The sequence below is a fragment of the Paenibacillus hamazuiensis genome, from assembly GCF_023276405.1.
Taxonomy (GTDB): domain Bacteria; phylum Bacillota; class Bacilli; order Paenibacillales; family NBRC-103111; genus Paenibacillus_AF; species Paenibacillus_AF hamazuiensis.
The window spans coordinates 6,741,317-6,761,248 of sequence record NZ_JALRMO010000001.1; the positions used below are offsets into that span (position 1 = coordinate 6,741,317).

The following is a 19,932-nucleotide window of genomic DNA, read 5'->3' on the forward strand; positions in this document are numbered from 1 at the left end:
CGCCTGCCGCTCTAACCCAAAACCTTACGAACAGCCTCTTCCACGCGTTCCTTCAGAAACGGCTTCATCACATAATCGCTCGCGCCGTTGTCCATCGCTTCCCGAATCAAATCCCGCCCGTCCATAGCCGAACATATGATCACTTTCGCCGCGGGATCAAAGCGCTTGATTTCTTTCAAGGCGGCGATGCCGTCCATGACGGGCATGGCCATATCCATAAAAACCAAATCGGGCCCGAACTTCTTATATATCTCCACCGCTTCCTTGCCGTTGCGGGCTTCGGCGACAACGTCCACACCGGCATCCTCCAGCATCTCTCTTATGACCTTGCGAATGAACTCTGCATCGTCGACTACCATTGCCGATATCATACCCATCTTTCCTTCCGTTTCAATTCGTCCTCCGAAAACCGCTGCATCCCGCCAATCTGTAATTAAATCAAATGCCGCTAAACAAAAACTAAACAAATGCTCGTCTCCCTTTCACCGGGGATAAAAAAAGAAAGACCGCATCCCGAAGGATACAGTCTCTCTTTCCCATTGATGAGGCACTATTCGCTTAAACGGAACGATTCGTTTTGCGCACCGGCCCGGAGGAGCCGGGACCGAGCCGTTTCCAGTTTTCGTACCATTCCGCGATCCTGTTGCTGGGGCTTGCATCAAGCTCCTGCTCCAGCAATTGAACCAGGTTTTTATACTGCTCCTCTACGGCCGTCCGCTCTTCCAACACGTCATACAGCTTCATAAGCGCAAAATAACTTTCTTCGAAATAAGGATATTGCTGCTGCACCCGGTGGTATACCGTAATCGCCTCCGCCGGCATCCCTTCCTTGATGTAAAATTCGCCAAGCAGCTGCGCATGCTGCAGCCAGAGCATCCGGAGCCGCTGCCGTTCGTTCTCCGCCCACAAATAACCGCTGTCCGCAAAATAATCTCCGCGGTACATATCGAGGAGCCGCTGATGGGCCCGGTAATTATCCTTCGAAACGGCAGCCAGCTGGCGAATGCCCTTCTCCCATTCCTCCACATCGATCCTCACCTGTGCGGTATCCAAAATATACCCGTCCTGTACGCCCAGGCTGCGAATTCGGACATCCGCCCCCGCCCGCTTCAAATCCTGACGCACCTGATAAATCGTCGTATACAGATGCGTCATCGCCTTGGCCAAATCGAAGTCCGGCCACAGCAAATCAAGCAGGACGCCTTTCCTAACGAGCTGGCCGCGATGGTGAAGCAAATACGAAAACAGCTCCTGAGCTTTGGAGGTTCGCCACTTTAAAGTTTCCGGCTCCACCCCGGGCGGTTCGAACTGCAGCGTCTGCAGGCAGCGGATTAGCATGGGCCGGCCGGCCTCCTCTTCTTTCCGGCCCGCCTGGGCGCTCATCATCAGCCGCTGAACCGTTTTTGCGAGCCTCTCCCGCTGAAGCGGTTTTAATACGTAATCGAGCGCATTCAGCTCGAAAGCTTGTACGGCATAATCGTCATAAGCGGTAATAAAGACGATTTCCGCTGCCGGGCAAATTTCCTGAAGAAGCTCGGCTGCCTTTAGGCCCAAAATCTCCGGCATATGTATGTCGAGGAACACGACATCCGGCTGCAATTGACCTGCCGCTTCAATGGCCAGCAGCGGGTCCAAGTACTCTCCGACGACCTCGATGCCGGCAATTTCCTTCAACATTTTGCTTAGCTGCATGAGCGCAAGAGACTCGTCGTCTACCAGCATAGCCTTCATCGCTTCACATCCCTTGTCGTAAAAAGAAATCGTTACTCTTTTATTCGGCACAGCTGGGACATTTTGTTATAAATGTTTTCATTTTTCGTGTTTAGATTTTGTTCAGTACAATATTGTACAATAACCATTTGACATCATTGGATAGAGGTGTTGCACCATGCTGATCGAAGGTTATTATAATTACTATATTGTGGCACTTTCCGTCGTTATCGCCATCCTTGCTTCTTACTCCGCCTTGAACATAACGTCGAAAATCTCGCAATCCACCGGAAGAAGCCGGTTTTTCTGGCTGTTTGGCGGGGCTCTTGTAATGGGAAGCGGCGTCTGGTCGATGCACTTTGTCGGGATGCTGTCCTTTCATCTGCACGTGCCGGTCAGTTACGATACGACATTGACCCTGCTATCCATGGTCGCCAGCGTTATTGCCTCCTTTATAGCATTTTACATCACAATGCCGCAGCAAATTAACTGGTATAAAATAACAATAGGCGGTTTTTTCATGGGAACCGGCATCGTTGCGATGCATTATACCGGAATGGCCGCCATGCGAATGCCCGTCAGCTTGGAATACGATCCGTTCTATTGGATTTTGTCCGCCATCATCGCACTCGTCGTATCTTATGTGGCCCTGCTGCTGTTCCTTCGTTTCCGAAGCCACCCTTCCTCCAAATGGCTCCGGTGGCTGACGGCCACGGTTATGGGGATTGCGATTTGCGGCATGCACTATACGGGGATGAAAGCGGCGATATTCCGCGACGATCATCACGTATCCACGCATAGCAGCAGCCTCCAGTCCGACCCGTTCCTGCTCTTCGGGGTGACGATCACCATCTTCTCCATCCTGCTGATCTCTTGGGGAGCTATGTTTTTTGACCGGCACGTGCTGGAAAAAATGGCGTACACCGATACGATCACCGGGCTGCCCAACCGCAATGAGATGAACCGGTTCTTCGATACCTACGTAGGCAAGGAACCGCTCGGCGTCTTCTTTCTCGATCTGGATCAGTTTAAAGCGATCAACGATACGCTGGGGCACCATATCGGCGACATGCTCGTCCAGGAAGTGGGAGGCCGTCTGCAAGGCTTCATTACCGAACAGCAGCAAGTATTCCGCATAGGCGGGGACGAATTTTTGATCGTCGCCAAAGACTGCCGCCAAGATCAGGCCGAACGGCTCGCCGCGCAGCTTCTGCAAAAGATCAAGAAGCCGTATTTTCTCGATGGAAACGAATTGTATATAACGGTCAGCATCGGAATCAGCATCGGCAGCATTCAAAGCGCCGACCGCTCGATTCTTTTGAAAACAGCCGATACCGCGATGTACAAAGCGAAAAGTCTCGGCAAAAATCAATTTTGCGTTTACAGCGAGGAGCTCGGCAACCACGCCGTTCGTCGAATGGAGCTGGAGAAAGATTTGCGGCGGGCTTTTGACCGCAGCGAATTTTTTATCGTGTATCAGCCCAAATGGAACGTGGTGACGAACAAGCCTTTTGGGCTGGAAGCGTTGATTCGCTGGAACCATCCCCGCCTTGGCGTCGTTTCCCCGGTTGAATTCATCCCAATCGCCGAAGAAACCGGACTCATTGTCCCTATGACCAGGTGGGTCCTGGAAAAAGCCTGCCTGCACGGCGTCGAGCTGCAGGCCAAAGGCATCATGCAGCCGGTATCGGTCAATTTATCGATCCGCCTGTTTAGAACCGACAGCTTGAAGGAAATGATTCAGACCGCGCTTGCGAAAGCCGGCCTGGATCCGCATTTTTTGGAGCTGGAAATTACCGAATCGATGGTGCTTTACGACCTGAACGACATCGTGCGCCAGCTGATCGACATTCGCGCCCTTGGAGTGCGCATATCGATGGATGACTTCGGCACCGGCTATTCGTCGATCGGGCTTCTGGACCGGATTCCGATCGATGCCTTGAAGCTGGACCGATTGTTTACCAACGACTTGCAATCTCCCGGCAAACGGGCCATCATCCATGCGATCGTCGTGATGGCGGAAAGCTTGAAGCTGGATGTGATCGCCGAAGGGGTCGAAAATCAGGAGCACATCGAATTTCTCAAGGAGCTTGGCTGCAATGTGATGCAAGGATACTATTACGGCAAGCCGATGGATCCCAAAGAAATTGAGAAATGGCTTAAATCGAAGGAACATTTAAACGGATGACCAAGCGAAGAACGATACTCATCGCCTTGCTATTCTTAGCGATACTTACCGGCCTCCGCCTGTTCTGGATCGCCTTTCAAGCCGTTCCGCCGCATCCTTCTGCGGTGGGCGGAGTCGTCGACCTGCGAAATTGGGATTTTTCGGCGGATAATACCTTGACGCTGGATGGGCAGTGGGAGTTTTTCCCCGGCCAATGGCTGACACCCTCTCCCGGCGGATCCTACGTTCCCCCCGCATCGGCAAGCGGCTTTATTCAAGTTCCGGGCAGTTGGAACCGGGCTCTGTCCGGAGAATCGGGGTCTCCCTATGGCTACGGAACTTACCGGCTCCTGATACTCGTAAGTGCCGACAACAGGATGACCTACGGTATCAAGACCCAAGATATTCGCGGCGCTTCCGAGCTTTTCGTGAACGGACATTTGCTTACGGGCAGCGGTCAGCCTTCGGCGATCCGGGAGCTGCATGAGAGCCGGAATATCCCGTACTCCGGCTTCTTTACGACAAATGAAGATTATATCGAAATCGTTGTGCGCGTATCCAACTACGACTATGCCGACAAAGGCGGCATCATCGGACCGGTTTCGTTCGGCAGCGCCTTGGCGGTTACGCATCAAAACATTTTTTCACTCTGCATGAATCTCGTGGCGATCATCATTCTTTTGATGCACGGCTTTTATGCGGTCATTTTGTTCATGTTCAGGCCGGATCGCAAAGTGCTTCTCTATTTCGCCCTGATGGTCACCTGCACGGCCTTCACCTTGTTCACCAACTATGAAAAGCTGCTGCTGGCCTGGATCCCTCTCGAATTCGGGTGGTTTAAGCGGATTCAATACTTGTCATACACCGGTGTCGGCGCTTTTATGCTTCTGTTTACGAAACATCTCTTTCCGGAATACCGACATCTGAAATTCATTCGCATGTTTGCTTTCATCTGCGGCTTGTATGCGTTGTTTGTTCTGGGTGCCCCCATCCGATTCGTGACGCGGACAGAGCCGCTGCTTATCTTCATCAGCGTGCTGCCTACGCTGACGGCTCCCGCGCTTTGGCTCCGCGGCGCGCTGAACGGCAAGGAACACGCAATTTATTTGCTCCTCTCCGCAGTCGGCATGACTTCCCACGTCACATGGGGCGTATTGCTTAATGCGGGGCTGATTGTGACACCGTATTATCCGTTCGATCTGATCGTCGCATTTCTCAGCATGGCGTCCTTTTGGTTCAGGAGGCTTTTCCGAATGTCGGACCAAACCGAACAGCTCGCGGCCCGGCTTCAGCAGGTGGACAAGCAAAAGGACGACTTTCTGGCAAACACGTCCCACGAATTGCGAAATCCGCTGCACGGCATTCTCACGATTGCCCAAACCATCGTGGATACCGAAAAACATTCGCTGGGGGAGAACACGAAAAAGGATCTCGAACTGCTTATTTCCGTAGGGCGCCGTATGTCGTTCATGCTCAATGACCTGCTCGATTTTACGCGCCTCAAAGAGCAGGATGTCCGGCTGAACATGACCAAGGTGCATCTTCAATCGGTGGCTTCCGGAGTGCTCGATATGATCCGCTTTATGACCGAAGGCAAGCAGATCCGGCTGTCGCAAAACATCCCGGATACCTTCCCTTTCGTCATGGCGGATGAAAACCGGCTCGTCCAAATCATGTTCAATTTGCTGCATAATGCGGTGAAATATACTCATGAAGGGCTTATCTCGATCAGCGCGGAAATCCGCAGCGGGAAAGCTCATGTCCATATCACGGATACCGGGATCGGGATGGACGAAGCGACGCAGAAACGAATCTTTTTGCCCTATGAGCAAGGGGATTCCAGCCTGACGGCATTAGGGGCGGGGATCGGGCTCGGACTCAGCATCAGCACCCGGCTTGTCGAGCTGCACGGCGGTACGCTCGGGGTCAAGTCTGCGTCGGGGCAAGGCTCGACATTTACGTTTACGCTGCAGCTGGCCGGCGATACAGGGCAGGCACTTGTCCGCGTTAACGAGAGCGCTCGTTCCGGGATCGCCGACGATACGGCAGCTGCCGCCGTGCAAGAGCCGAAAAACCGGCATGTTTCGCCATCCGCCTCATTCGTATCGGAAAAACCGAGAATACTGGCCGTAGATGACGATCCGGTGAATTTGAAAATTTTGGATAACCTTCTTTCCGCAGAGCAATACGATATCGTGACGGTAACAAACGGCCGCGAGGCTTTGGTTAAACTGCTGAACGAACGGTGGGATCTCGTGATTACCGATGTGATGATGCCGCACATGTCCGGATACGAACTTACCAAGCTCGTTCGCGAGCGCTTCACCGTATCGGAGCTGCCGATTTTGCTTTTAACGGCGCGAAGCCGTTCCGAGGATATCGCCGCCGGCTTTCGATGCGGTGCCAACGATTATGTGATGAAGCCGATGGATGCACTGGAGCTGAAATCCCGTGTACGCGCACTCACCAACCTGAAGCTTTCCTTCACCGAGCGCCTTCGTTTGGAGGCGGCGTGGCTGCAAGCCCAGATCAAGCCTCACTTTCTGTTTAACACGCTCAACTCGATCGCCGCCCTCAGCGAATTCGATACGGCGAGAATGCGGCATTTGCTTGATGTGTTCGGCCAATATTTGCGCACCAGCTTCGATTTTCATAATGTGGACCGTCTCGTTCCGCTTCACCAGGAGCTGGGACTTGTCCGTTCTTACCTGTTCATCGAGAAGGAGCGTTTCCAGGACCGGCTTCAGGTCATATGGGAACTGGGCGAAGGCGCCGGGTTTCGGCTGCCTCCCCTGTCGGTCCAGCCCCTTGTGGAAAATGCCGTCAGGCACGGGATACTGCCGCGATCGCGAGGCGGAACGGTTCGCATCCGGGTCGCGGAACATCCGAACTACGCCGTCATTTCGGTTGAAGATGACGGGGTGGGCATATCCCCGGAACGGCTGCACGAGGTGCTGTACGGCAAGCCGGACGGGCAAAAAGGCATCGGCTTATATAATTTGGAGCGCCGCCTGAAGCAAATTTATGGAAAAGGGCTGCAAATCCGCAGCCATCTCGGGCGCGGGACGATTGTGACGATGGAAATTCCGAAATAAGGTTCGGCGCGGATGCATAGCGGGCGCCTTCTACGACTGCGGTCTTAGAAGGCGCCCGCTTTCCGTCCGATGACAAGCAAGCGTACCGTCTGTTAAGATGGGGGAAGCTTTAAAAACTCGGGAAAGGGTGCGCTGATATGAATAAGAGAAAAATGTTCGGCATCTCGCTGCTTCTGCTCGGCGCATTCATCTTTTTCATCATTTTTCCTAAATCCGGAGTCAGTTGGGCGGCTAAAGCAGTCCTGGCGCCTGTATCCGAGACAACGGAAACCATCGCGATTCAGGCGTCCGACATGAATATTCGGCTTGTCCCGGAAGCGAGGGTGGATGTGCAGGCTTATTTGCAAGGCAGCGGCAAAATCACTGTCACCGAATCGGCAGATCGTCTGGAGTTTAACGCCGAACGTGGTCGTTTTACGTTATTGCCGCTGAATTGTACGCTCGTCGTTCATTTGCCCCTCTCCTACCGCAACAATCTGGCGGTGACTTTGGACCAAGGCGATATTACCGCATCCGGTCCGTCCGGAGAAAGAAATGCAAGCTTTTCGCTGAAAACCATCACGATACAAGCACAATCAAGCAAAACGGAACTGACCCGGCTTGAAGCCGGCAGGATCACCTTCGGGGCTTCGTCAGGAACTTTTCGGGCGCAATCAGTACGGACGGACCTCGGGATCATCGCGATGACAACAGGTTCCGTTGAACTGCATGACTATACGGGCAGTGTCGAGACTCGCCTTGATTCCGGGGAAGTGAACGCTTCCGGCATCCGGGCCGGCACCGGCTCATTCGATTCGAAGAGCGGCCAGATTCATCTGGAGCATTACAGCGGCAAGCTCCATGGTGTTCTGGGCGCCGGGGAGTTCCTTGCGAGCTTCGATCAGCTTTCCGATGCTGTAGATGTTACCGTTGGCCGCGGGCGGGCCGAGCTGATCCTTCCGGCGAATCCGGATATCCGGCTGGAAGCGGGGGTGGAGAGCGGAAATTTCGATAACCGCCGCACTTTCGACCGCATCGCCAAACAAACGGAAACAGAGCTTGCGGCTCAAAGCGGCAGCGGAACACTTCCCGTTAAAGTGCATGTAAATGCGGGTGAACTGACCCTGAAATAGACGGAGACGAATTTGCCCGAAAGGAGGCCCGGCGATGGCTTTACGCCGTTTACTTTTCAACCGGTTTACCGGATATATCGCCCTTTTTGCAGCCGCTTATGCCGCCGCCGTCAGGTCGGGTTTTGCGGAATGGCTGGACCCTTTGTTCGGTCTCATGCTCGGCCTGCTCTCCTACCGCCGCCTATCCAAACGGCTTGCCGTTATCCCGTGGACGTATGCGGCCGTCCAGTCGGCGTTTATTTTCGGACTCCCTCCCGGGGGGACCGCTGCCGCGGTGTTGCTGATGAGCTGCGGCTATCTCCTGCTGCTAAACCCGTCCGAGCCGCCTTTAGCCCCCAAGCTGCGGGTCGGCGACGTTCACATCCGGCCCCCGGAAATGTCGGATATCCGCATCGAACAAGGGATCGGCGATGTCCATATCGACTTTTCCTCCGCCTTTACGCCGCCCGGCGAGCACCGGGTGGTCGTTAACCGCCTTATGGGCAACGTGATCATCTACGTGCCGTACGGGCTCGGGGTCAAAACGGACATCGAGGTGATGTTCGGCAAGCCGGAGGCGTTCGGACAAAAATCGCCGCGTTTTCCGCGCCGTCTCCGTATGGAAACAGGAGAGTATGAGGATGCCCCGAGCAGGCTGCACATTGCCATATCCGCCGGCATCGGCGACGTGGATGTGAGGTATTTATGAACCGACACCGTTTTGCCGGCATTCAGTGGAAAGCGGCCTTCTATTCGCTGGGATTGTCGCTCTTTATTTCGATCGTATCCATGATTGCGGTGTTATCGGCTTATCGGCTGGACTTCAGCACCTTATGGTCGCTTCATGCGTCTCGAATCGGCATGGCGCTCGTGCTGATCGTAGGTCTGGGACTCGTTCCGGGGTACATCTTCGGAAGCCGTTTGAAGCGGCGTGTACAGCAGCTCGCGGAATCGGTTTATTTATTCGAACGCGGCGATTTTACATACCGGGTGCCGGATTCGCTCGTGAGCGGCAGAGACGAGATGGGCGTTATGGGAGGGCGGCTGAACCGGATGGCTGAACGCATCGAACAACAAGTAGCCTCTTTGCAAAAGCTGGCTGCCGAGAAAACTGAGCTGGCCGGGCAGCTTCAGCAGTCCGCTGTCCTCGAAGAGCGGCAGCGCATCGCCCGCGACCTGCACGATGCGGTAAGCCAGCAGCTGTTTGCCATTTCGATGATGACGTCGGCGATCCGGGAAAGCGAAGATTTGAACACGGATAAAGTGAGGAAACGAATCGAGATGGTGCAGTCCTCGGCCGGCGAAGCCCAGAAAGAAATGAGAGCGCTTCTGATGCAGCTTAGGCCCGCCGCTCTGGATGGCAAAAATTTGAAAGACGGGATCGAAGAGCTGCTGCGGCAGCTTGCGAACAAACATGACATCGCGGTGCATGGGGAGCTGGAAGACATTCCGGAGATATCGAAGGGGATATCGGACAACCTGTTCCGCATGCTGCAGGAAAGCTTATCCAATGTGATCCGCCATTCGGGGGCGTCGGCCGTTACAGTCAGGCTGCGCCAGGTGGGCCGGCATATCCATATGACCGTTGCCGACAATGGAGTCGGCTTCGATACGGAGGAAGCAGGGGCCGCTTCGTACGGGATGAAAACTTTACAGGAGCGTGCCGACGAAATCGGCGGAACCGTAAGCGTGGCGTCGTCCCCCGGCAAAGGCACGCAAATCCATGTCAAAGTGCCGGTCATCTATCTGGAAGGAGGAAGTTAAGCCGTGATACGGGTGTTGTTGGTGGACGATCATGAAATGGTCCGGATGGGCTTGTCCGCCTATTTGGAAATGCAAAAGGATATCGACGTCGTCGGGGAAGCCTCAAACGGGAGCGACGGGGTACAGCTGGTCAAGGAGCTTAAGCCGGATGTCGTTGTCATGGACCTGGTGATGGAAGGCATGAACGGAGTGGAAGCGACGCAGGCGATTTGCAAGATGAGCGGCGCGCCGAAAATCATCGTGCTGTCCAGCTTCATGGACGACGAGCAGGTGTATCCGGCGCTCGAGGCGGGCGCACTCAGCTATTTGCTCAAAACCGCGAAGGCCGAGCAAATTGCCGAGGCCATCCGTGCCGCGGCACGGGGGGAATCCGTGCTCGAATCGAAGGTGACCGGCAAGGTGCTGTCCAAAATGCGCCGCCGCGAGGAACCCCAGCTCCATGAAGCGCTGACGGCCAGAGAGCTGGAGGTGCTGCGTCTGATCGCGGAAGGCAAATCGAATCAGGAGATTGCCGCGGAGCTCTTTATTGCGATGGGCACCGTCAAAGCGCACATCACCAGCATTTTCGCCAAGCTGGAAGTGGAGGACCGGACCAACGCGGCGCTCTACGTGCATCGCCATGGGTTAAAGTAGTTCTTCGCCATCGGCATCGAGGCTGATCAGGGGCCACTGCGGCTCCATGACGGCCTCTTTTTTCTTATCGTCACGCAGGTCTAACCTCAAGTAAGACCACGGTCGTAGTTAAAATACAGCCCAGGCGCGTTTTGGAAAAAATCCCTCTCCTTTATGATCGATAGTATAAACGGTGCACGAAATTCCTCCGCACCGGCAAATCAAATGGAAGAGGGTTAATGCAAATGAACTTCAACCGACACGCATTTCGAAAAATCACCGCAATCGGGCTGGCCCTGCTGCTCTTGCTCGCATGGATCATTCCTGCAGCAAATGCTGCGCCGCCGGACTATAAGGAAGAGACCGTCAAGTTTCAAAGCAGCGGGGTGACGCTGGAAGGAACGATTCTTCTGCCGAACACGCAAGGCCCTTACCCCGCCGTCGTGCTTGTACACGGGTCCAATTCGTCGGATCGGGAAAAATACCGCGGAGAAGCGGAAATGTTCGTCAAAGCCGGCATCGCCGCGTTGATTTACGATAAACGCGCCGACGGCTTCAGCAAATCCCGCGCCGGCGGCCGCTCCTACGCAGATCTTGCGGATGACGTGAACGCCGCAGCCGCAGCGCTGGCCGCCCGCCCCGATATCGACCGCAAATTCATCGGACTATGGGGAATCAGCGAAGGCGGCTGGGTCGCCTCGCTGGCCGCCTCCAGGCCTCAGACCGACGCCGCTTTCCTGATTACGGTGGGCGCCGTCGGCGTCAAGCCGGTACAGCAGCAGTCGTGGCAGCTGGTCAACCGCTTGTACGACCAAGGCGTATCGTCCGGTTCCATGATCCGCTCCGTTGCGCTGCACGGACTGCAGCTGGCCGTTTCCGCCGGGCTGTTCGCCGAAGCGCTGTACGACCCCGTGCCGGTATTCGAGAAGGTGAAGCAGCCGGTGCTCGCGATCTGGGGAAGCAACGACCGCGTGGAACCTCCGCTCGAAAGCTCTCGTATCATCCGGGCGGCGTTCGACCGCAGCGGCAATGAGCGTTATACGCTTCAGTTTTTCCCTGACGCGGGGCACCTCCTGCGCACCACCCCGGACGGCATTAAGCAGTCCGATACGTTTGCCCCCGGCTATGCGGAGGCTATGACTTCATGGGTACTCCAGGTTGTCCGCGGGCAGGCGCCGGTCAAGTCGGTCATCGGCTCGGCCCCGCAGCAGGACCATCTGTCGCCGGCCGGCGTCGACCGCCTCGCCTGGTACAACACCGCATCGGTGCAATTAGGCCTGGCGCTCGTTCTAATGATCGGATTCGCCGCATATTTGATGGCATCCGCTGCGCGCCGCCTGCGAAAAGGCCGGGCTGAGCAAGCCGCTGTCCCGGCGCGCCGCTCCAAGCTGATTTTATCGGGAGCGGCCTTGATCTCGACGCTTGGCTTCATCCTGTATTTCGGCTACTTGATGACCTCCGGCGCCAAGCATCTTGCACCGGTCGCCGGAGACCGCACGCTGGTTTGGATCGTTCTGCAGCTCTTGGCGCTGGCTGCGGCGATTTCTACGGTGCCGGTCGTCCGTTCCTGGTGGTTGACGCGCTCCACGACGACGGGTGCCGAGCGGATTCGAGGTTATCTTCTGCCGGCCGGAGGAATCCTGTTTATCGTTTGGGCTCTGTACTGGCAACTGCTCATCCCTTAACCGTATTCCCCAAAATAGCAGCAAAGGAAAAGCCCGGCGAGCCTGGATCCAGACTTGGATCCGCTCATCCGGGCTTTGTTGTTACTTGAACTGTTTGATAATGCTCAGATGCCGATCGTTTTCGCTTTTGAGCTTGTCGTTATAATCCTCCCTGAGCGAAGCAAGACGGTCGTTCAGCTTCTCCAGCTGCTTTTGGGCGGCGCCCTTTTTCACGATTTGTGCGGTCAGCGCTTGATTGTCGGCCAGCTGCTTCTCCAGCTCCGCCATGGCGGCTTTGCCCGCCAGGGAAGTATCGTTCGAGAGCGAGTTCATCTTTTCAACAATCTCGTCCTGCTTGTCCTCCGCTTCCTTCAGCGCTTTATCGTACGCCGTTTGCGAGGCGTAAAGGCCCGGATTGTCTTTGCGGATTTGGGCGATCTCATCCTCAATCTGTTTTCTGTCCCGGTCGTACGCATCCTTCAGCTCCTTCAGCGCTTTCTCATGCCGGTCGTTTTCGCTGCTTAAAGCGTTGCCCGATGAAGTCGGGTTCGTGTTCGGCGGCAAAGCCGATTCGCTTCCCATATCCACTTTGCGGACCAGAACATCGTTCGCGTACTCGCTGATCGACAATAATGTGCCTTTTTTATCGTAATAAGAAATGATGCCGTTCATCGCGTCGTCTTTAAAATCGCCGACGATTTTTTCACCCTTCGCCGTCGTATAAGTGCCCTTTCCGTCACGTTTGCCGAAGACGAACTCCCCTTCGTACGTATCCCCGTTTTTGTAGACGAGTTTGCCGGTGCCGCTCGGTTCGTTGTCCTCGAAAGGCCCCGTATACTTGTTCCCATTATCGTAATACAGCGTGCCGGTAGCCCTTTCGCCGTTCACGAAGGTCCCGTTAAAAACGAGTTGGCCGTCCGCGGAATACTGTTTGACCGTTCCGCTCAGCACGCCTTCCTTTAACGTGCCGTCCGACTCAAGCTCTCCGTTGTCATAGTAGGTTTTCGCCCGCCCGTTCCAGGGGACGCCCGCCTTCATAGTGCCATCGAACAGCAGTTTGCCGCTCGAGCTTACCACCTTGCCTCTGCCTTCCGGCAATCCGTTCACCAGCGGCCCTGTGTATTTATCGCCGTTCGGGAATTGGTACTCTCCCCGCACCGGCTTCGTGGGGTCCTCCGTTCCCGCGCCATCTCCGTTCGACGGAGGATTCGCTGTCCCCGGGGAACCCGCTGAGCCCGGCGAACCCGTATTTCCCGAGGAACCTGGAGTTTGCTTGGGTGGAGCGGGGCTTTTCAAGTACACCGAAGACGTGCTCTGCACCCACGATACTTCCTTGCCGCACGATTCGCTGACGAACCGCAAAGGAACAAGCGTATTGCCGTTCACGAGACGCGGCGCCAGCTCCAGCTCGTACGGCTGGCCATTTACGTAGGCAGCGGTTTGATCGATGACAAGCTCGATCGTCAAGCCGTCCTTGGTGCCGGTCACGGTCTGCGTTTCGCCGTCCCACCCTACGGTCAATCCCATTTTTTCAAAAATCGGCCGGAACTGCACCAGCGTCGTCCCGTTTTCCAAAACCGGCTGAACTTCGAAGCTGATCGCCTTGCCGTCCAAGTAAACACGCACCGGCCGTTCCGCCGCAGCCGCGGCATCGGAATACGGCAGGATAAGAGCGGCTCCAAGCAAAGCAGCCGATATGGTCGTGCTCCATTTTTTCATTGTTGCATTCCCCTCCCGCAACTTGGTCTTACCTCTATTTTACAACTACCTCTATTCTACAACATGCTGCGGGAAGTGTCGAAATCCTCATTTCCGCTTACTCCGCTGCCGCTGCCCTGATACATTCGGCAAAAGCTTCGAACGCTTTGCTCCGGAACTGCTCCTTCCGGCTAACGAGCCGGGTCGTTACGAACCGGTACCTCTCCGGAACCGGATGCACGCGCACCCGCTGTTCATCCGCAGGCACCGCCGACTCGGTCAGCAGCGTTTGACCGATCCCCGCACATACGCAGCTCAGCATCGTATCGAGCGTGCTGACCTCGATCATATTCGCTCCCGCCTCTCCTTTGTCCCGCAGCCAATCTTCGCTGGCGCCGCGCAGCGGGCAGCCTCTCGGGAAGACAACCCACGCCGCCTTAGCGGCTTCGGAAGAAGCCGGCTTCTCTCGCTCCCCTACCGATGTCACCAGAACGACTTCTTCCCGAATCTCGAAGGCGACCTGCAGCTGAGCCAGATCGAACTCGCCTGTGAAAAAAGCTCCGTCCAGCTCGCGGCTCAGCACTTTTTCGTAGTTTTGCGGCGACGTCCCGGTGACCAGAGATAACGCAACCTCGGGGTATTTGATTTGAAACTCGGATAGCGCCCGAATAAAAGCGGGAGTCGACGCCATCGTTTCCACCACTCCGATCGTCAGCGGCCCGCTCGGATGGTCGGGCTCTTTGACGGCCATCTCGGCCTCCCCCACCATAAGCAAAATATCCGAGGCATATTTGCCGAAGACAAGTCCTTTTTCAGTCGGCGCGACCCCCTTCGAACTGCGATGGAACAGCTGCACCCCGAGCTCCTCCTCCAGCTTGCGAACCCGCGTCGTGATGTTCGACTGGACGTAATCGAGCTTCTCCGCCGCCCGAGTGATGCTGCCCTCCTGCATAATCGCCACAAACACTTTCAGATCGATCAATTCCATGGCAAAAACCTCCGCATTCCAGTCATCAAATATATTGATGACCCCATATGTAACAATCATTTTACTGTATGGATTTGTCGCATTACAATCATTTTCAAGAACAAACAAAAACTTCACCGCAGACCAGTCTGTTTGAAGTCGCGGTAACATTGAAGGAGGAATTTGCTATGGAGCGTTATCCGAAACTCTTTTCTTCGGTTCAGCTGGGTTCGTTGAAGCTGCCTAATCGCGCGGTGCTGGCACCGATGACCCGTACGAGCTCCGAACCATCCGGACTGGCGAACGATCGCATGGTCCGGTATTATACCCGCTTCGCCAAAGGCGGGTTCGGCCTTATCATCACGGAAGGACTGTACCCGGATGCGGCAAACAGCCGAAGTTATGAAAATCAACCCGGCATCGCAACCGATGCGCAGGCTGATTCGTGGCGCCCTGTCATTCAGGCGGTGCACCGCGAAGGCGGAAAAATCGTCGCTCAGCTGATGCATGCAGGGGCGCTGGTGCAGCACGGAGCCTTCACGCCCATCGCTCCGTCGGCGGTGAAGCCTGTCGGCACGATGCTCGAAGATCACGGCGGCAGCGGCGAGTTTGCCGTTCCGCGGGAGATGACGCTGAGCGACATCCGCCAAGCGGTTCACGGCTTTGCCGAAGCCGCTCTCCGCGCCAAGCAAGCCGGATTCGACGGGGTTGAAGTTCATGCGGCCAACGGATACCTGCTCGATCAATTCATCACGGATTACACAAACCGGAGAGCCGATGAGTACGGCGGTTCCACCGAGCGACGTATCCGCATCGTCGTGGAAGTACTGGACGCCATCCGCGCCGCCGTAGGCCCGGATTACTTGGTGGGCGTCCGCATCTCGCAGGGCAAAGTGAACGACTTCCACCATAAATGGGCCGGCGGAGAAGAAGACGCCAGGATCATTTTCACGCGGCTCGCGGCGGCTTCCCCGAGCTACATCCATACGACGGAATATAAGGCGTATGCCCCGGCTTTCCATGAGGGCGGCCCCACTCTGGCCGAACTTGCCAAACGGTACAGCGGCCTTCCCGTTATCGCCAACGGAAAGCTCGGCGAACCGGACCGAGCCGAGGCGATGTTGGAGAAAGACCATACCGATCTGGTCGCGATCGGAACAAGCGCCCTTGTTAATCCCGACTGGGTGAGCAAGGTGCAGGCAGGCCGAGACTTGCATCCTTTCGATCACCATTTTCTGCTCCCCATCGCTACGCTGAAGGATGAAGAAGTGATGGCGCAGGAATGAATCAAGAGATTCGAGGAGCAGATCCCTCATAGGGGGTCCGCTCCTTTTTTGGAGATAAAAAATTAGCCGTATTTATTCACCCCATAATGTATATACTTAGTATATACGAAAACGGAAGGTTGTGGTAAAATTGAATCAATAACAAAAGAAAGGTTTGATTTATATGACTACGGCAACCGTACGCAAGTGGGGTAATAGTTTGGCTGTTCGCATTCCTCAGGAAATCTCCGAATTGGTCAAATTCGCCGATGGAGTCGAGATTGAGATGTACGTCACGGAAAACAAGGAGGTTCTTTTACGACCGGCTTTTCCGGCTGCCGACGATCAAGAAGCTCTGCGTAAACATTTTCTGTCGCTCCGTTCTAAATGCAAACCCGGTATGACTGCCCACGAGGAGATCGGTGACGAGCCTATAGGAGATGAGGTCATTTAATGACAATCACAGGGCATGTGGAACGCGGCAGCGTAGTATGGTTGAATATGTACCCGACCCGGGAGCACGAACAAAATGGCTGGCGCGCTGCCATCGTACTTTCGGACGGGCTTATTGATCCGGAGAACACATCATTTGCCATGGTCGTTCCCGTCACCACCCAAATAAAAGATTACCCTTTTGAGGTTCCCGTTCCTTCAGGAATAGTTACCATTCATCCAAGAGTTTCATTTACGGAATTAAGAGGTGTCGTGCTCACCGATCAAGCCAAGTCGCTTGATTTGAAAGCCCGAAATGCCGTCGTTATCGGTAAAGTTGACCCCTCGTCCAATTTTTACAAGCACGTCATCACCAATGTGCGTTCTATCCTTGCCTGAATAACGTCCTCGTATGCCAAACGCGAAGCTGGCTGTAGTCACTTCCGGGTTGAGCATACGAGGACTTTTTTTGTGATGAAAAAAGTTTTGTAATTCAAGGTTCGCTAAAGGTAACGTGCTTATGATCATACATGTAAGGCAGCTGCTTACAAAAAAAAGTAAAAAAAATTTGGAGGTATGAACATGAAAGCAAAATTTTCGTCTATGATGGACACAACGGTAAAAAAGAAAGCGGGTGTTGCTCTTCTCTGCGGGGCGCTGTTTGCAACCATCGCTGCCGGAACTGCGCTTGCGGCCGAATTGAAATCGCCCTTGCTGACGAAGACAGACAACGGCGTAAGAACTTATTCCACGGACGGCGGGAAAACCTGGGGCACGAATTATGATGGAGCTGAAACCATCGAGACCAAGGACGGCAAACCGACGGTGGCAAACGTCCTACCGGCGGGCGGCGCCAACGCGAAGGGGCTATTGATAAAACATGAGGACGGCGTAACGCTTTACTCCGCCGACGGCGGCAAAACCTGGAGCAAAACGGCACCGGCCGGTTTCGACGCCGGCGGCAGCGGTCCTGCAACGTACAAACAGGAAAATGGAACATCTTCCATTCAAAGAACGTCTGAAGATACGAATGGCGACGGCTTGCTCAGCAAGGTGGAAAACGGCGTGAGAACCTATTCCACCGATGGGGGTAAAACATGGAGCGAGGAAGCCCCGGAAGGCTTAACCGTCATAGACTCCGGAGACGGCAAAGTCACCTTTTCCGAAAACGGACTCCCGCCTCAAGGCGAAGCGGAGACACTGGCGATCAAAATTGAAAACGGCGTGACCCTTTACTCTACCGACGACGGCAGCACCTGGAGCGAAAATGCCCCGGAAGGCTTAAAGACAGACGAAAACGGCACGATGTTCCAAGCCAAGAAATCGAAGTAACCCGCCTGGCTGCCAGCGGGAGCCCTCGCCAAGCCGACTCCGGCAAACCCGAACATGCAAAACAACATCCGCTGCAAAGAGCCGGTCGCTCTTTTGCAGCGGAGCTTCTGCTTTATGCGAACCCATGCGGTCAAGGAGATATGACAATGCGGATTTTAATGGTCGAAGACGAGAAGTACATGGCGGAAGCGGTCGCTCAAGTCCTGAAGAAACATCACTACAGCGTCGATCTGGCGTTCAACGGGGAAACCGGACTGGACTGCGGGCTTACCGGCATTTATGACATCATCATACTCGATATCATGCTTCCCCGGATGGACGGCATCCGCGTGCTCCAGCAACTGCGGCAAAACGGCATGGACACGCCGGTGATTTTGCTGACCGCCCGGGGCGATACCGAGGACAAGGTGCGCGGACTGGACAGCGGCGCCGACGATTATTTGGCCAAACCGTTCCACACGGACGAGCTGCTCGCCCGTTTGCGGGCGCTCAGCCGCAGACAGTCGGAGCTGATTGCGGACGGTATCCTCCAGTACAGCAATATCCGGCTTAATCCGCTCACCCTTCAGCTTGCCTGCGGCGGCAGCGAGATCAAGCTGACCAAAAAGGAATCCCAGCTTCTCGAGCTGCTCATCAAAAGAAGCAGCATGATCATTTCCAAAGAGACGATTATCGAAAAGCTTTGGGGATTCGATGCCGATGCCGAAGACAACCATGTGGAAACGCACGTCTCCCTTCTGCGAAAAAAACTGGGCCAGTTGGAATCGGGTGTCTCCATTCGTGCGGTGCGTGGCGCGGGATATATGTTACATTTGGAAAATAACGGGGTATAAACATGTTTACGAAGCTGCGCAATCATTTTCTCATTCTGAATATGTCCATCACTTCGCTCGTGATGATGGCCGCGTTTGCGGTCATCTATTTCAGCACGTACAGCAGCATACAGGCGGAACATCAGAAAAAATTAAACGCGCAGGCCGAAACCATGGTCACGATATCCGGACCCGAGCCGCCGCCCTCCGAGGCGCCAGAACAAGGACTCGTCGCCCGGCATATGGCCTTCGAAGATCCTCAGCTGTTCAGCATCGAGGTCGATGGGAGGGGCAATATTCTAAAGATCAACTCCTCTGTGAGCATGCCCGAAGCCGTCTATGCGAACGCTGCCAAGACGGCCTGGGGCCATCGGAACACCCCTTCCCCCGTCGCCTTCGAAGGCAAAGAGTGGTTGTATTCGGTTACCCAAATGAGCACGCAGGTGATTCGCGGCAGCGGACAGCAGTACACCGTCACCTGGGACAAATACCTGATTACCTTTCTGGATGTTACGGAATCGAACAAAACTTTGCTTCGGCTGCTGACAACGATGCTTATCGTGGGGTTTTCCATGCTGATTGCGATCTTTATCATCAGCCTTTATTTTGCCGGCCGCGCCATCAAGCCGATAGCCGAAACCTGGCAAAAGCAGAAGCAATTTATCGCCGATGCTTCCCACGAGCTCAAAACGCCGATTTCCATCATTAATGCCAATTACGATGCGCTTTTGGCCAATCGGGAGGAAACGATCGACAGCCAAATGAAATGGCTCGGCTATATCAAAATCGGAACGGATCGCATGGCCAAGCTCGTAGGCGACCTGTTATCTTTGGCCAAAGTCGAGGACGTCCATTTCGCAACGCAAAAAGCGCCGTTTAATATAAGCACCGCCGTTCATGAAGTGATCATGTCGATGGAAGCCGCCGTGAACGACAAAGGAATTCGGCTCTCCCATTCGATCGAGCCCGACATTATCGTCAAAAGCGACATGGAACGGGTTCAGCAGGTCGTAACGATCTTGCTCGACAATGCGATCAAATACACCAATGAACACGGTCAGATTGACATATCGCTGACCCATTCCAAACGCCATATCGCCTTCTCGATCTCCAACACCGGAAAAGGCATCCCCAAAGCCGATGTGCCGAAGGTGTTCGACCGTTTTTATCGCGTAGATCCTTCCCGAACGCACGAAACCGGCGGCTATGGCCTTGGATTATCGATCGCCAAAGCCATCGTCGATCGGTTAGGCGGGGAAATTCACGTCGAAAGCGAAGAGGACGGATGGACGACATTCGCTTTTACGCTGGGGGCTTAGACAG

At 54.9% G+C, this 19,932-nt stretch carries 17 protein-coding genes; 13 read left to right on the plus strand and 4 right to left on the minus strand.

What is annotated here, in order from left to right; genetic code table 11:
- Positions 1-11: 11 nt before the first annotated feature.
- Together MYS68_RS29535 and MYS68_RS29540 are read right to left on the minus strand one after the other, a co-directional pair.
- Entirely contained in the window at positions 12-371 is a 360-nt protein-coding gene (locus tag MYS68_RS29535) for a response regulator (protein WP_248929234.1), read from the minus strand.
- 187 nt (positions 372-558) lie between these two features.
- Positions 559-1,731, minus strand: coding sequence for a response regulator (locus MYS68_RS29540; RefSeq protein ID WP_248929235.1), 1,173 nt, complete (start codon positions 1,729-1,731; stop codon positions 559-561).
- A gap of 157 nt (positions 1,732-1,888) precedes the next feature.
- Here MYS68_RS29540 and MYS68_RS29545 point away from each other — a divergent pair, with 157 nt between their 5' ends.
- The 7 genes from MYS68_RS29545 (at position 1,889) to MYS68_RS29575 (ending at position 12,124) form a co-directional block, all read left to right on the plus strand.
- A complete protein-coding gene (locus MYS68_RS29545) occupies positions 1,889-3,898 on the plus strand; it encodes a bifunctional diguanylate cyclase/phosphodiesterase (protein ID WP_248929236.1) in 2,010 nt (669 codons plus the stop codon).
- Positions 3,895-6,972 (plus strand): hybrid sensor histidine kinase/response regulator, encoded by a 3,078-nt coding sequence (locus MYS68_RS29550; protein WP_248929237.1) that lies wholly within the window; start codon positions 3,895-3,897, stop codon positions 6,970-6,972. The genes MYS68_RS29545 and MYS68_RS29550 overlap by 4 nt, the downstream gene beginning before the upstream one ends.
- A 137-nt stretch (positions 6,973-7,109) precedes the next feature.
- Complete coding sequence (locus MYS68_RS29555; protein WP_248929238.1) at positions 7,110-8,084, plus strand: DUF4097 family beta strand repeat-containing protein; 975 nt, start codon at positions 7,110-7,112, stop codon at positions 8,082-8,084.
- 34 nt (positions 8,085-8,118) lie between these two features.
- Positions 8,119-8,772, plus strand: a complete 654-nt coding sequence (liaF, locus tag MYS68_RS29560; RefSeq protein ID WP_248929239.1) for a cell wall-active antibiotics response protein LiaF — start codon at positions 8,119-8,121, stop codon at positions 8,770-8,772.
- A complete protein-coding gene (locus tag MYS68_RS29565) occupies positions 8,769-9,827 on the plus strand; it encodes a sensor histidine kinase (RefSeq protein ID WP_248929240.1) in 1,059 nt (352 codons plus the stop codon). The genes liaF and MYS68_RS29565 overlap by 4 nt, the downstream gene beginning before the upstream one ends.
- A 3-nt stretch (positions 9,828-9,830) precedes the next feature.
- On the plus strand, positions 9,831-10,460 hold the full coding sequence (locus MYS68_RS29570) for a response regulator (protein WP_248929241.1): 630 nt from the start codon (positions 9,831-9,833) through the stop codon (positions 10,458-10,460).
- Between the two features lie 224 nt (positions 10,461-10,684).
- Entirely contained in the window at positions 10,685-12,124 is a 1,440-nt protein-coding gene (locus MYS68_RS29575; RefSeq protein ID WP_248929242.1) for an alpha/beta hydrolase family protein, read from the plus strand.
- Between the two features lie 81 nt (positions 12,125-12,205).
- Here MYS68_RS29575 and MYS68_RS29580 read toward each other — a convergent pair whose 3' ends face one another.
- On the minus strand, positions 12,206-13,822 hold the full coding sequence (locus tag MYS68_RS29580; protein ID WP_248929243.1) for a copper amine oxidase N-terminal domain-containing protein: 1,617 nt from the start codon (positions 13,820-13,822) through the stop codon (positions 12,206-12,208).
- Between the two features lie 97 nt (positions 13,823-13,919).
- Positions 13,920-14,789: a LysR family transcriptional regulator gene (locus MYS68_RS29585; RefSeq protein WP_248929244.1), complete on the minus strand. Its 870-nt coding sequence runs from the start codon at positions 14,787-14,789 to the stop codon at positions 13,920-13,922.
- A gap of 167 nt (positions 14,790-14,956) precedes the next feature.
- On the opposite strand from MYS68_RS29585, the gene MYS68_RS29590 reads away from it, so the two are divergent.
- The 6 genes from MYS68_RS29590 to MYS68_RS29615 all read left to right on the plus strand — a co-directional run bounded on the left by MYS68_RS29590 (position 14,957) and on the right by MYS68_RS29615 (position 19,928).
- Positions 14,957-16,054: an oxidoreductase gene (locus tag MYS68_RS29590; RefSeq protein WP_248929245.1), complete on the plus strand. Its 1,098-nt coding sequence runs from the start codon at positions 14,957-14,959 to the stop codon at positions 16,052-16,054.
- A gap of 163 nt (positions 16,055-16,217) precedes the next feature.
- Positions 16,218-16,487: an AbrB/MazE/SpoVT family DNA-binding domain-containing protein gene (locus MYS68_RS29595; protein ID WP_248929246.1), complete on the plus strand. Its 270-nt coding sequence runs from the start codon at positions 16,218-16,220 to the stop codon at positions 16,485-16,487.
- Positions 16,487-16,864 carry a type II toxin-antitoxin system PemK/MazF family toxin gene (locus tag MYS68_RS29600; RefSeq protein ID WP_248929247.1) on the plus strand — a complete coding sequence of 126 codons (378 nt, stop codon included), beginning with the start codon at positions 16,487-16,489 and terminating at the stop codon, positions 16,862-16,864. The genes MYS68_RS29595 and MYS68_RS29600 overlap by 1 nt, the downstream gene beginning before the upstream one ends.
- A gap of 183 nt (positions 16,865-17,047) precedes the next feature.
- Complete coding sequence (locus MYS68_RS29605) at positions 17,048-17,797, plus strand: sialidase family protein (RefSeq protein WP_248929248.1); 750 nt, start codon at positions 17,048-17,050, stop codon at positions 17,795-17,797.
- Between the two features lie 146 nt (positions 17,798-17,943).
- On the plus strand, positions 17,944-18,630 hold the full coding sequence (locus MYS68_RS29610; RefSeq protein ID WP_248929249.1) for a response regulator transcription factor: 687 nt from the start codon (positions 17,944-17,946) through the stop codon (positions 18,628-18,630).
- Between the two features lie 2 nt (positions 18,631-18,632).
- Complete coding sequence (locus MYS68_RS29615; protein ID WP_248929250.1) at positions 18,633-19,928, plus strand: sensor histidine kinase; 1,296 nt, start codon at positions 18,633-18,635, stop codon at positions 19,926-19,928.
- Positions 19,929-19,932 lie beyond the last annotated feature (4 nt).